The sequence below is a fragment of the Marinobacter sp. W-8 genome (assembly GCF_044342215.1).
GTDB classification, from domain to species: domain Bacteria; phylum Pseudomonadota; class Gammaproteobacteria; order Pseudomonadales; family Oleiphilaceae; genus Marinobacter; species Marinobacter nauticus.
In genome coordinates, this window is sequence record NZ_CP172297.1 from 2,725,015 (window position 1) to 2,739,078 (window position 14,064).

Consider the following 14,064-nt stretch of genomic DNA (forward strand, 5'->3'; position numbering starts at 1 on the left):
ACGTCCTCCAGATAAGATCAGCATAGTCTAGAAGGACAGAGAGCTGACCAAAATCAAAATGTTTTGCTGGCCTGCATCAGATTTTCTGACCATAGCATCCACGATCCGCAAACACTTGACAGCAACCACTTTGGTCGTATGCGGTTTTACGGATTGTTGAAAATTATGACAGCGATAAACTTTAACCATACTTTTAATCCGCCCCGTCCGGGGCCTCAGTGACCGAGAGGAAACGACATGGAACTTGAATTTGACGAGTCTGTGGTAGTACCCAGCAACAACTGATTTGATACAGACCCGGCTACTGCCGGGTTTTCTTTACCACCGTTTTAATGCCTGAAAGATACAAACTGTTTCGTCTTTTATGCATTAAGTAGTGGTAATGGTTCTTGTTTTTTGGCAACCTTCGACGAATTGATGAGGTAACGCCTGAATTTCAGGCGTCCGTGCCAGGGACACAGGCACAGTGGCTAACAGATTGGCGTGTACTTCAGTACTGCGCCAATGTATTCGTTGAAGGGTACAGACCTGCCTATGTCCCACAATCTTCCCGATTCGCTACCCGCGCCGGAAGTAGACCTGCTTTCCCCCATGCTTAATCAGCAGGGTCAGGTGTGGACAGCGGATTTTCGCGGGCTCAAATTACGCACTGCCCTTCAGCCGATTTACAGCATTTCCCACAAACGTACTGTCGGTTACGAAGCCCTGATCCGGGCCTTCGACAACGACAATTCAGCTGTCCTGCCGTTGCACCTGTTCGAGCTGCCCGCTTCCGAAGCCGAAAATCTGTTGCTGGACAGACTCTGCCGATACCTGCACATTCGCAATTACAGCGAGATCAAGGATCAGGTCAACTGGCTGTTCCTGAACGTCTCCCCCAGGGTGGTCACCTCCGGCTCCCAATCCGATTCCTTTTTCGGACAACTGCTTGAGAAAACCGGGCTGCCGCCACACCGAATCGTGATGGAGATCGTTGAACAGCCAACCGACGATGCCGAGCGGCTGCGGGATACCGTTGCCTACTACCGCAAACTGGGGTGTCTGACCGCCATTGACGATTTTGGTGCCGGGCACTCCAATTTCGAGCGCATCTGGAATCTGTCACCGGACATCGTCAAGCTGGACCGTACCCTGCTGACCCGGGCAACCGAAGATCGCCGCGCCAGGCAGATACTGAACGGCATGGTATCCCTGCTGCATCAATCTGGCTGCCTGGTGTTGCTGGAAGGGGTGGAAACCCGGGATCAGGCCATGATTGCCATTGATGCCGGTGTCGACTTTGTACAGGGCTTCTACTTTCGCCGACCCTGCCTGGAACTGGACGAACTGCCCCAAAGCACAATGAATTTCGCGGATTTGCTCGAAGAGTACAAAAGCAGCAAGCAGATTAGTCATGATCCGACCCAGCTGGTCGTCAACCATTTCAGCGGGCCTTTCCGACGGGTGATCGAGCGCCTGCAGCAGGGCCTGTCCATGGATCAGGCTTGCTTTGAGCTGCTCAGCCACCACACGGTTTCCCGCTGCTATCTGGTGGACGACCAGGGCGTTCAGTTGGAAGACACTCTGGTTTCCGAGTCCGCCGTTAAAAAGCAGGATCCAAGATTCCGACCACTGGAAAATACCAGCAGTGCAGACTGGTTTCGCCAGCAGTATCTCCGCCAGGCGCTGGCCCAGCCAGAGAACATTCATGTGACCACTCCCTACCTGTGCGTCACTGGCGCCTACATGTGCGTAACCCTGTCACTGGCCTTCCGTCAGGACGGCAACCTCCGGGTACTCTGCTGCGATATTCTTGCCAACGCGGATCACAACCCGTAAACCACGGCAATCACCGCGACCGTTACCAACCCCACCAGCACATTCATGGGCAACCCCACTTTCACGAAATCGGAAAACCGGTAGCCACCAGGACCAAACACCATCATATTGGTCTGATACCCCAATGGCGTGGCGAAGCTGGCGGAGGCTGCCATCATCACGGCAATAACAAAGGGTTCTGCAGGCACCCCCATGCTGCCGGTCATCGACAGCACAACGGGAATCACCAGTACAGCTGCGGCATTGTTCGTGATGACCTCGGTCAGAAACGACACAGCGCAGTATACGAGAAACAGTGTTAGCAGCACCTGGCCTGCACTGAAAGCCAGAATAGCCTCAGCCATAAACGCCGCTGCTCCGGTTTCTTCCAATGCCGCTCCCAGCGCAAAGGACGCTGCGATGGTGAGGATGACTGGCACATCCACCGATTTCTGAGCCTGCCCCACCGAGCAGCAGCCGGACAGGATCATCAGAGCGGCTCCCAGCAAGGCAGCGTTGAGCATACTCATCACCCCGCAGGCCGCCAGGCTCACCAACACAAGCAGGATAACCCAGGAAAGCCAGGCCCGGTCATGTCGGGGCGTTTCCGTTTCCAGGTCGTTGATGAGTAGAAAATCCTTGTTGTAGCGCTGACGGCTGACGAAGGCCGGACGCGCCTCAAGCAGCAAGACGTCGCCAGGCTTCAGGCGAATGTTGCCGAGGTTGCCCGACACCCGCTCACCACCCCGGGCCACCGCCAGCACCACGGCGCCGTATCGGTCCCGGAACCTCGCGTCCCGGATGGTCAGGCCCAGCACATCCGATTGCGGAGACAAAGCGGCTTCCACCAACCGCCGCTCGGCACGATCCTGACTGAGACTGGGCTCATCGTCGTGAACCGACGGCACGATGCCATTGATGCGCAACAGGTCTGAGATCGCCTGGGTATCGCCCGCAAACACCAGCCGATCACCGCCACGCAGCCGTTCTTCCGAGGGGACGGCAGTGACCACACTGCCATCCCGCTCGATTTCCACCAGATACAATCGCTCCAGTTCCCGTAAGCCGGCTTCACCCACGGTCCGGCCCACCAGCGGACCTTCAAAGGACACCGCCACTTCCAGCGTGAACTCCCTCATGGAGCCAAACTTCTGCTGGTCTTTACGGTCGGGCAACACCCGAGGCATAACCAGAAGCATGACCGCCAGCCCGATAATGGCCACCGGTAAACCAACCGCCGTAATGGAAAAGATCGAGAACCCGGCCTCACCGGTCAGTTGCTGATACTGACCATTAACAACCAGATTGGTGCTGGTGCCAATCAGTGTCAGTGTGCCGCCCAGAATCGCTGAGTAACTCAGCGGAATCATCAACTTGGAGGGTGAAATACCGATCTTCCGGGACCAGGCATGGACGGCGGGAATCATGGTGGCAACCACCGGCGTATTGTTGAGGAAGCCACTCAGCAGGGAAACCGGAAGGGCAATGCGGGCCTGCGCGGAACGGACCGATTTCGGGTTGCGAAGCAGGTGGTTGACCAGCAGATCTACACCGCCGGAATGATGAATACCGGCGGCCACCACAAACATGGCCACCACGGTGATCAGACCGCTGTTACTGAACCCGGCCAGTGCCTGGTCGGCGGAGATAATGCCACCGGCACTGAGCACCACAAGCACCGCCATCATCACCAGATGCGGCGCAAAGCGGCCTGAGCTCATCAATAACAGGGCGGTGAACGCCAACCCCAGGGAAAACCATCCTTGCCAGTCCATAACTCGGTCTTTTCCGGTTTGAAAACTGGCAGGATAGCGAGGCAGAGCAATTCTGAGAAAGAATAACTATCGATTTTTATAGCTGATTATGGAATATCAAACCGCCACGTCGGCCATGTTTCCGTAAGCTTCCAGCCAGGCCCGGCGATCCGACGCGCGCTTCTTGCCCAGCAGCATGTCCATCCGCTCGTCGGTGTCATCCCCTTCTTCCAGAGTGAGCATAACCAGGCGGCGGGTGTCCGGTGCCATGGTGGTTTCTCTCAACTGCAACGGGTTCATCTCGCCCAGTCCCTTGAAGCGCGTTACCTGAATCTTGCCTTTGCGATTTTCCGCGGCCAGGCGGTCGATGATGCCCTGTTTCTCGTGTTCGTCGAGGGCATAGAAGGTTTCCTTGCCGAGATCCACGCGGTACAGCGGGGGCATCGCCACGAACACGTGCCCGGCCGCCACCAGCGGCCGGAAGTGTTTCACAAACAAAGCGCACAGCAGCGTGGCGATGTGCAGGCCGTCCGAATCCGCATCGGCCAGGATACAGATCTTGTTATAGCGCAGGCCGGCAAGGTCGTCAGAGCTCGGATCCACACCAATAGCAACAGCAATATCGTGTACTTCCTGGGACGCCAGGATTTCACCCGAGTCCACTTCCCAGGTGTTCAGAATTTTACCCCGCAACGGCATGACTGCCTGGAATTCCCGATCCCTGGCCTGCTTGGCGGAACCTCCGGCGGAATCACCTTCCACCAGGAACAACTCCGATCTCGCGGTATCACCGCCGGAACAGTCCGCCAGCTTGCCGGGCAACGCCGGGCCAGAGGTCACCTTCTTTCTGGCTACTTTTTTGCTCGCCCTCAACCGGCGCTGGGCATTACTGATAAACAGTTCCGCCAGAGCTTCGGCAATGTCGGTGTGCTGGTTCAGCCACAGACTGAAAGCATCTTTCACCACCCCGGAGACGAAGGCAGCGGCTTCCCTTGAAGACAGCCTCTCCTTGGTCTGGCCGGAAAACTGGGGCTCCTGCATCTTGAACGACAGCACATAGGCCACCCGTTCCCAGATATCCTCGGGCGACAACTTTACCCCCCGGGGCAGCAGGTTTCTGAATTCACAAAACTCCCGCATGGCTTCCAGCAGGCCGGTGCGCAAACCATTGACGTGGGTACCACCCTGGGCAGTGGGAATCAGGTTGACATAACTTTCCAGCACCGCATCACCGCCCTCCGGCAGCCACTGGATAGCCCAATCCACGGCTTCCTTGTTGCCGGAGAAACTGCCGGTGAAGGGTTCCAGCGGCACCGCTTCAATATCAGCCAGGGCCGTTCGCAGATAATCCCGAAGACCGTCCTCGTAGAACCACTCGTCTTTCTCGCCGGTCTTCTCCTGCAGGAAGGTCACCGTCAGTCCCGGGCAAAGAACCGCCTTGGCACGAAGGTTGTGGCGCAAGCGGCTGACCGAAAAATTGGGACTGTCAAAATACTTGGGGTCGGGCGTGAACTTCAGGCGGGTACCGGTGTTGCGCTTGCCTACGGTATCAACCACTTCCAGCTCGGAGGCTTTGTCACCGTTGGCGAACGTCATCCGATGCACCTGACCATCCCGCTTGATGGTCACTTCCAGATGCGTGGACAGGGCATTGACCACGGAAACACCCACACCGTGCAGACCACCGGAGAAGTTGTAGTTGCCCTGGGAGAATTTACCACCGGCGTGCAACCGGGAAAGGATAAGCTCCACCCCGGGCAGTCCTTCTTCCTTGTGCAGATCGACCGGCATGCCTCGGCCGTCGTCCTCCACACTCAGGGAATTGTCGCTGTGCAGCACCACATCAATCCGCCGGGCGTGGCCGGCGAGGGCCTCGTCAACGCTGTTATCAATGACTTCCTGGGCCAGGTGGTTGGGCCGCGACGTGTCGGTATACATCCCCGGGCGCTTGCGCACCGGATCAAGACCGCTCAGGACTTCAATGGCATCGGCGTTGTACTGTTGCTCGCTCATAGGAATGGCATGGCTCCGCAAATGATCGTTGCGCCATAGCTTAGGGATTCAGGCTGAAAGATCAACGGTTGTTTTGTGGCGGCGCCAAGTGGTTTCAGTTTTCCAGCGTCCGAACCAGTGGCTGCTCTGTCAGGCCCTGCACACGAATCTGCTGCCAGCCCCGAGACTCAACCGCAAGTACCGCACAGGGCGAGGTGATCACCTGGGCCACCATCATGTCCGGCGCCGGTTCATTCACCCGCATGTCGAGCACCAGACTCTCACCTTGCGCCAGCGCAGACTGGAGCCCGACGCTGTAACCGGCGGTTGGTTTCTGGCCGAGCGTGACCATCACCAGTGCCTCCCGGCTCAGATCAACCTTGCGCACCACATCCGTGGCCATATTCTGGCCACTCACATCCAGGAGTGCTTCGCGATCGGCCTCCGAACGCACAAACGCCACCCCCGGCCCCGTCAGGCCGCAATACGCAGACTGGGTAATCTGCCGCACCATGACGCCCTCACCCTCGCCGGGACCGCCCGTGGCGCTGCACGCCGCCAGAAGCAGCATCGCAGCGGAGGTGATAAATGATCGAACCAGAGTCCTTTTCATTGAACTGCTTTTGCTCCATCGTTGGTCGAGGGCGCCTGGTCAGGCTCCAGTAATCTGTAACCTTTAAACCCGGGCCTGGGAAGGATATCAGGGTTGGAGGTAGAAATGGTTGGACGCGAGAAACTGGTGGTCATGCGGATATCAGACAGGCTTTGGCCGTCTTCTATGGTGATCACTTCTCGCAAGCCTGAAACAGGATACTCCGCACAGGCTTCACCCGCCTGACAAATCAATCCATCTCCATCTAGATCTGTTCCAGCAACCAGAAAGTACTCACCAGGGGTAACTTCAGAAAGCCGTCTCGGTTCTTCTCCATCGTCCGGCTCAAACCTGAAGCGATACTGACCGTTCTCGACATCTGCAACGACCTGAGACTGCGCAAGATAAAAGCCGCCATCAGTCGGCTCTTTGCTTACAAGCAAGACGAAATGTCGCCCGGCATCTCGAGCACGCTCATCGCTGAGCAGCTGCCCGATGACGGGGATGCTCAATGTGTTCGGGGATAGATCGACCTCGTATGCAATATCAACGACCCCTCTGGCTGGCTCATCGGGGTCCAGGAGATCTGGTTTGAGTGTCAGCATTAATTCCAGATCACCACTTTCTGCACTCCCGGATAGTTCAGCGCCCAGCCATTCCGGCTGACTCGCGACCATTTCGGCGGAAACCGAGGCGTCTCCGAATTTCTGAATCTCAACCAACTGTGTTGATATACCTTCATTGCTAAGGCTAACCACGGCGGGTGAAGCAGAAAGGACAGTGACAGGTTCACCGTCGATAGCCTTGGCCACAGCTTTGCCTGCATCGATAATCCCCCACCCTAGGCGATCAGTTCTGCCATCCTGAGGCTGTGTTAGCAGTCCCGATTCTAACCACCCCCTAACGGTTACTGTGTTCAAGTTCGGCATTTCCGACTTCATCAAGGCCAAAACACCAGCTACATGCGGCGATGCCATGGAGGTGCCCTGCAGCCCACGATAACCTGGCACAGAAACACTTCCACGACGCTCTCCGCTGGTCGACCAGACCACGTCGGCCAGGCCATCAAGATTGCCATCCCGGCTCGCATCGCCCCCAGGAGCCGCAAGGTCAATCCAGCTACCGAAATTGGAATAAGAGGCGGGGCGGCCTCCAGCGTCAACGGCACTGACTGAAAGCACATGACTGGATGCCGCCGGATACGACGGTACTGACGTAGCCGAATTTCCGGCGGCTGCCACAAATAGCAGACCTTCACCCACTCCATATCGCAGCGCGCTTTCCAGCGCTTTAATCTGGGGCAGCCCACCCAGACTCATATTAACGACCTGAGCTTTTGGCGATCCACCGCTGGTTTCACCTGTTACCCAGCGAATCCCGGCTATGAGCTGATCCGACGTACCAACGCCACCCTCACCAAGCACACGCACCGGAACAATCTTGCTTTCAAAAGCAATTCCGCCAATCCCCTCATTGTTGAGGGCGGCCCCGATAGTGCCTGCTACGTGGGTGCCATGATAAACATCTCCGCCAACGCTACTTCCGGGATCAACCGGCTCACCACCATCGATAAAATCTCGACCTTCCGGGGCGACATTCTGCTGAAGATCCGGATGCCAATGACCTTCACTGTCTTGCAGAAGGCCGCTATCCAACACAGCAACGTGAACGGGCGTCAAGCCAGCGTTACCGATCTGCCAGGCGATCGGCGCATTAACGAGGTCGTAGTGCCAGTTCAGGGAATAATCTGGTTCATCAATCGGCGTAGCCAGGGTGCGAAAGAAATAATTAGGAACCACCGACTTGTATTCCGGCCGCTTTCTCAGCTCTCTGATCCATTCAAGCGTGATCTGTTGGCCAGCAATCCCACTATTTGCCGCTGATGAAGTCGCCACTACAGGCATTGATACCAGCCAGTCCGCACCGCCCAAATGCCGCCCTGAGACTCCAGCATTTACGGCGAAACTACTGGTCTTTCCCTCCGCCATGGAGACCAACGCCTCGCCCTGAACAAAGTCATAGTCAGGCCAATCAAAATTCAGTTGTGTTGCGGTTCCGACGGAGTTCTTGGATATAACGTAACGGGCAGGCCCACTACCGAGAGTACGCACTGTCAGGCTGTATTCCCCTTCCGCTTCATCCCCCAACTCGACAACAACACGAGACCCGGCACTTCCAGTCTTCGCGCTATCGACTATTCTTCCGTTATCCGTCAGTTCAATCCTTAGTGCCGGATTACCTGCCCGACTACCAAAAGCCTCGAGTACAATCGACTGGCCTTTTGCCATAGGTACGTTGTAGAGGTCCTCAGCATCGCTCTCGTAGCTAAAAATAACGCCTTGATCCGTGAGCGTCGGATAGCTCCCACCACTGCCCGCCAGGTAACCGGCCAGCACAAAGTTGTCCGGCAGTCCCAGTGAAACGGTCGCAGGTCTCGCCCCATCCAGCCCCAACTGGTCCATCGTGTCCTGATCAACCCGGCTGTTGGCTTCAATACTGATAACCCCGGAAAGCGGACTGGGCGGCGCTATCGGTGCAACGGCATCGGAACCGCCCGAACCACCGCCACAACCGGTGAGCAATGCCATCCCTGGCACCAGAACAAAAGCAAGAATCGACAATCTCACGGCGTCTCTCTTATTCTTTGTTGAAACTGTTCACAGAGTATACGGCCAGACATCCCTGATCGACCGGTGTCAGACCTTCAAGGGCCCAATGAAAAAACCCGCGGGCCTTGGCATCGCGGGTTCTTTCATAGTACTTCGCTTCTCCTGGCCTTACAAAGCGTAGAAAAGCATGGGCACAAAGGCCACCAGCAGAAGCGTGGGAATCATCACAACCAGCGGCAGCAACAGTCTCTCATAGCGATGCCAGAAGGTGCCGGTACGTTCCGCTGCCAGCACTTCGGTTTCACCCACCACCTGCCGGGTCAGCAGGTGATTCAGGGCAACCGGCGGGCTGAGATAGCCAAGTTCAAATGCCACCAGGCAGACGATCCAGAAATGCAGTGGATCAATGCCAATCTGCAGGGCCGGTTGGGCAATAGTGGCGGAAACCAGTATGACGGCACCGAACGGATCCATCACCATCCCGATCACCGTCAGCATGACCACGATGACCAGCATGGCAATCCAGGGGCTGGTCAGATCCTCCGGGAACAGGGCATGAACAATATCAGAACGCTCAAGAATACCGCCCAGGCAGATAGAGAAACCAATCAGCGCCAGCAGTGCACCAATATGCACGGCAGAATCGCTGGCTGCCGCCGTGCTTCGGGAGAAAAACGCACTGGTACGGCTCTGGCCTTCATCACGGCTATTCCGGCCGGCGTCCAGGGCAACCAGCGCCAGCATAACCAGCGGCAAGATCAGGGGCGCACTGTACTCGTTGAACTTAAGCCCCAGGATCCCCCAGATGGCCAGGATCACTACCGCCGCCGTCAGTGCGTAGGGCAGCAGTGGGCGCAGCTCCATGACGGCCGCGCGGAATGCGCCTGGAGCCGGCCGTGGCTTCCAGTTGCCTTCGGTCTTGCACACCACAAAGGAGAACAGGGAGGCAGACATGATGAACACCCAGAAACCCCAGCCGTACATTTCGGTGGTGGTCACTTCTTTGTTGAGCGCGGCAACGACCACGATCAGCAGGCAGGGATTGAGCACCACCCCAAGGCTGCCCGACATGGCAGTGGTGGCCAGCGACAACTGACGCCCTGCCCCGGCCCGCCGCAGCTCATCATAGACAACTCCGCCCACGGCCAGAATGAAAATACCTGAGGCCCCGGTAAATGCGGTCGGGAAGGCAGTGGCAAAGATAATCACCGAAGCCAGCAAGGGTGCGGGCAGGTTGAAAGGCTTCACCAGATTCAGCAGCAGCTCCGGAACGCGAGTCTGTTTGAGCATCATGCCCACCAGCACGTACAGACCGATGTTGATGAACATGGACGAGAGGTTCGACATCATGCCGAAGTAGATCGCCAGCCCGGAGGAGTAGCCATCCACAAAGAAGAAGTAGCTCATGGCAATCAGGCCCATGGTGCAATAGAGCGGCACCACAAGACCGGACGACAACGCCAGGCTACCCGCCCTCATCCGCTCCGGCACATAGACGAAGCGGACGGCATTGATGATCATGAACAGCCCGAACACGCCAGCCCAGGCGTACTGCAGGACAATAGTGCCCTCAGACCCCGGAGACTGAGCCAGCCGACCCATGTAGGCATTCAGCGAGAGCACCATCAAACCATTTACTGTGAACTGTACGCCCTGGCTCAAACGCCACTCCGCCCGGTTGCGGGGCAGCCGCAAGGCAATATGGTCGGCATCCAGGGCCGCAATGGCCGCAGCCAGGGCAAACATGCCGATAAACAGGAATTTGGTCAGATCAATGTTGTCGAGCAGGAAGTCGGCCAGGCCCTGCTCCACCGCCTTGTAGACACCAAGCGCCCAGGTGGCGTGCTTCTGGTTCTCGGCAAACTGCAGGTGGCGCTGCTCACACAGCGCGAGGTTACTCTGCAGGGACTGCCGGATAGCCTGGGGATCCGGCGGTGAACTGAACAGGTCGTCCGGGTCTGGCTTGCAGGCCTGGACCCGGCGCTCCACCTCTTTATCAATATCCATGAACAGGTTACAGGTGGGCTCGGTTGCATCCGGATTAAGCAGGTAATAGTTCGGCCATACCTGCTCGCCAACCCACAGCAACCGGGAATGCAGCGAATTGCCCATACCCAGCAGCAGGGTGGCCAGAAGCAGCAGTAGCAGAATCACCCCATGCAACCTGTGCATGGGATACAACGTTCTTACGCCGGTTGCAGTCATTGCGCGCCAGTTCATGGTCAGGCTCTCCGTTTATTCCCGGTTTTCCGCGGTACACTCGGAGGCGCCGGGGTTGCTGGCGCACCGTATCTTGCTGAGCAGGCTCAGCATTTTCGGGTGATAAACGCTGGGGGCTCCGTCAACTCCATCGCGCATCTCCAGGCGGTTCTGGCGGAACATCTCCTGGTACCCAACGATGTCTTTCTCAGGAATCCGTATCCACTGCTCTTCCGGAATCCCGCTCTCCTGGCTCTCGATCAGATTCATCGCCTGCGGGTACATGCCCCAGGCCACTTCCCGGGCTTTCTGGGCGGTGTCATCTTCGATCACGCCGTCCCGGGCAATGATCTGAATGGTCAGCTGGGCCAGCGGGTAGTCGACAATGCCGCCCTTGTCACCGATCCCCTTGTACAGCTCCAGAGCCTGGTAGGCGAACGCTGGCGCATAGGCGGTATCAACCGACCCATTATTGAACTTACCGGCAAAGTTGGTGATATCCGAGGGAACCACCGTCGCCTTTACATAGTTCACCATGTGGATGGCGTCTTTCTGGTAGTCCAGGGTGGCAATGCGCTTTCCGGCCAGCTCGCCCGCTGTATCTATACTGCGATCGTTCACGAACAGATAGCCGGCACCCGCCGGTACGATGCCCAGCACCTCATAGTCACCGTCCTTCATAAGTGACGCAGCCTTCGGCTGTGCCAGGGTGGCCAGCAGCGTTTTCAGGTCGTCATAACTTGGCAGGGCACCGACCGCACTGATGCTTCCGGTGAAACGGTTGAATGGGCGAATACGGATGTCGGTCGCGGCGACGGCATCGCACTGGCCGGCGTTGAAGTCGCCAATGGCCACGCCCTCATCGGTGTAGGGCTTGAGCTGGAAATCTACCCCATGGGCTTTCATTTCCAGAGCGTAGTCCTTGACCATGTTGTATACGTCGCCGTTGGCGCCGATTACATCGAACACACACATGGAAACCGACTGGGCAGAGGCCAGCGGGGCGGCGATTGCAAGAGACAAGGCTGCAAGGGATTTGCGAAACATGACGACCTCCGGGTCATTCTTGTGTTTTTGATCTTTAAGTCATAGATAAATGAAAGGCCAGCCTCAGAGCAGGCCTTCCAGATCCATGGTTTCAACGTTCTCGGTATTGCGCTCCGGGCTCATCTTGCCGAAGAAGCTTCGTGGTGTGCGGTGACCGTAGTTGGCGCTCCAGTGCTTGTCCGACGCGAACTGGACAACCCCGCGGGCCACTTCGTCCACCAGCTGGTACTCCTCCCACACCTCAATGCGTTCTTCCGCCTCGGCGAATTCCGCAATAGCTTGGGACAGTACCTGCGGTCGGCCAAAGGTTTCGGCAGCAACCACCTGAACGGCATACGAGGCTCGAATACCGGACTCAACACCCAGCTCCGCACTGTTTTCCAGCACCTGCCAGGGGTCTGGCGACAGATCCGGGCGGGTGTCCGGCAACAACAGCCAGACCAGTGCGCGAACGGCATTGGGCAAACCGCCCCATTTTTCGTTATCCACACACTGGGCTGCACGCTCGGCCTGGGGCGCAATGTTGCGGGGAACACCGGCCAGGGCGCCGGAGTTGGAGTCGTTCACAATGGCCTGCATGCCGGTTAGCAGCCCGAGCAGGAACGTCAGTTCATCCTGATCGCTGAAAAGGAACGGGCATTCCATGGGTTCAGCAGCCGGGTCAAAATCGTAGGCGGCCATAGCACGCTTGAAGGCTTCGTAGCGACGTTCAGCGGTGCGCGCGTAGAGTCTTTTGGAGACTTCCCGGGCATCTTTGGCGGCGGGGACATCACCACGGTATTCCGCCCGCAGATAAGCCAGTTCAGCCTCCCAGGCCCGGTATTCCATGCAATTCGCCGCCAGCAGCATGAGCAGGGAACCGGTTGAATCCGGTGCATCCGTGACTCTCGAAAACGAGTAAACCAGCGGATCCGTGCCCTCACCCAGCGCACAGGCCATGCCCGGATCGGACATCTGCATAACGTAGGGAGTTGCCTCGGATTCCGAGTAATTGGACAGCACGATGCCGGTCGTGGTGTAGATAGGGTTGGCAGAACATCCGGCCAGCAGCAGTACCGAACTTCCCAGCATTGCCTGGCGTACACGAGCCGATAACCGGCGCGCTTGAGAGACCATTGAGGAGATCATAATTCGACCTGTCTGACATTGTTTTTGTATGTAAGGGAGTGCGAGAGATTTTTATCACATTTGATTCTCGTCAATCCGTGAACCAGCTCCGGATACCTCTGGCCAGAGCTCGAACGAGAGCAAGAATGCGAGGAATATTGTCAGACAGAAATGGCTTTATTGCCGAAACCGACATGCCGATCAGGCCAATGGCCCGGGATGAATCAAATAATTTTTTGTTTTATTGATTTATAACAAGGGGTTAAATATGTAGCGCATTTCGGAACAAGCGTGCCACTTTGTGACTTGTGCACATTAACATTGATCAAGACCCAGCATCGCCATCACCTGATCGGTCAGTCCATCGAGGGTCAGACCACCCCGTTCCGGGCGATACCAGGTGACCGTCCAGCTCAGGGCGCCGGTCAACATTCTTCGAGTAATGAAAGGGTCCGCTCCAAGCTGGTGTTCCTTCGACAGCTGTTGGAGCGTAGACAACCACAGGTCTTCATAGATATCCCGCAACTCCAGCACTTCAGCCTGGGAGCTTTCCGAAAGACTGCGCCACTCGTACACCAACACCGCCATGGCCTCTCCGGTCTGGCCGTTAATCGACTCCAGTTCTGCCCTGATCAGTGCCCGCAGTTTTTCTCTCGTTGAATCCGCCTGGTCGGCAGCGGCCTGCATCAAGGCGGTATTCAGCCGAATGGTCTCGACCATCACCGCCTTGAGAATTTCCTCCTTGGTGCGGAAATGGTGGAACAAGCTCCCTGACTGAATACCCACAGCCGCCGCCAGATCCCGCACCGTCGTGCGCTCGTAGCCTTTATCCCTGAACAGTCTTGCTGCTTCGTTTAACAGGCGCCCGCGGGCGCTGGCGGGATCAGATACAAGTTGCTCGGCAATGAGGGATTGCAGGATTGGGTTCTGGTTCACAAAGGCCATCCGGTTGTCTTGCTGGGACTTT

At 57.2% G+C, this 14,064-nt stretch carries 9 protein-coding genes; 1 reads left to right on the forward strand and 8 read right to left on the reverse strand.

The genetic code is table 11. The features are described from left to right. Nucleotides 1-534 precede the first annotated feature (534 nt). Nucleotides 535-1,818: an EAL domain-containing protein gene (locus ACF8YQ_RS12605; protein ID WP_396621585.1), complete on the forward strand. Its 1,284-nt coding sequence runs from the start codon at nucleotides 535-537 to the stop codon at nucleotides 1,816-1,818. Here ACF8YQ_RS12605 and ACF8YQ_RS12610 read toward each other — a convergent pair. The 8 genes from ACF8YQ_RS12610 to ACF8YQ_RS12645 all read right to left on the reverse strand — a co-directional run bounded on the left by ACF8YQ_RS12610 (nucleotide 1,806) and on the right by ACF8YQ_RS12645 (nucleotide 14,042). After that, the gene (locus ACF8YQ_RS12610) at nucleotides 1,806-3,572 is read right to left on the reverse strand and encodes an SLC13 family permease (RefSeq protein ID WP_396621586.1); all 1,767 of its coding nucleotides are present in this window, start codon (nucleotides 3,570-3,572) and stop codon (nucleotides 1,806-1,808) included. The two genes, ACF8YQ_RS12605 and ACF8YQ_RS12610, sit on opposite strands and share 13 nt — an antisense overlap. A 96-nt stretch (nucleotides 3,573-3,668) precedes the next feature. Next, a complete protein-coding gene (gene parE / locus ACF8YQ_RS12615; RefSeq protein ID WP_114434159.1) occupies nucleotides 3,669-5,564 on the reverse strand; it encodes a DNA topoisomerase IV subunit B in 1,896 nt (631 codons plus the stop codon). Between the two features lie 94 nt (nucleotides 5,565-5,658). After that, nucleotides 5,659-6,156, reverse strand: a complete 498-nt coding sequence (locus ACF8YQ_RS12620; protein WP_396621587.1) for a protease complex subunit PrcB family protein — start codon at nucleotides 6,154-6,156, stop codon at nucleotides 5,659-5,661. Next, a complete protein-coding gene (locus tag ACF8YQ_RS12625) occupies nucleotides 6,153-8,762 on the reverse strand; it encodes a S8 family serine peptidase (protein ID WP_396621588.1) in 2,610 nt (869 codons plus the stop codon). The genes ACF8YQ_RS12620 and ACF8YQ_RS12625 overlap by 4 nt, the downstream gene beginning before the upstream one ends. 150 nt (nucleotides 8,763-8,912) lie before the next feature. Then, a complete protein-coding gene (locus tag ACF8YQ_RS12630) occupies nucleotides 8,913-10,964 on the reverse strand; it encodes a TRAP transporter large permease subunit (RefSeq protein WP_396621589.1) in 2,052 nt (683 codons plus the stop codon). Between the two features lie 15 nt (nucleotides 10,965-10,979). Next, the gene (locus tag ACF8YQ_RS12635) at nucleotides 10,980-11,990 is read right to left on the reverse strand and encodes a putative solute-binding protein (protein ID WP_396621590.1); all 1,011 of its coding nucleotides are present in this window, start codon (nucleotides 11,988-11,990) and stop codon (nucleotides 10,980-10,982) included. Between the two features lie 63 nt (nucleotides 11,991-12,053). Continuing rightward, complete coding sequence (locus ACF8YQ_RS12640) at nucleotides 12,054-13,118, reverse strand: hypothetical protein (RefSeq protein WP_396621591.1); 1,065 nt, start codon at nucleotides 13,116-13,118, stop codon at nucleotides 12,054-12,056. 294 nt (nucleotides 13,119-13,412) lie between these two features. Continuing rightward, nucleotides 13,413-14,042, reverse strand: coding sequence for a TetR/AcrR family transcriptional regulator (locus ACF8YQ_RS12645; protein WP_226595621.1), 630 nt, complete (start codon nucleotides 14,040-14,042; stop codon nucleotides 13,413-13,415). Nucleotides 14,043-14,064: the final 22 nt, after the last annotated feature.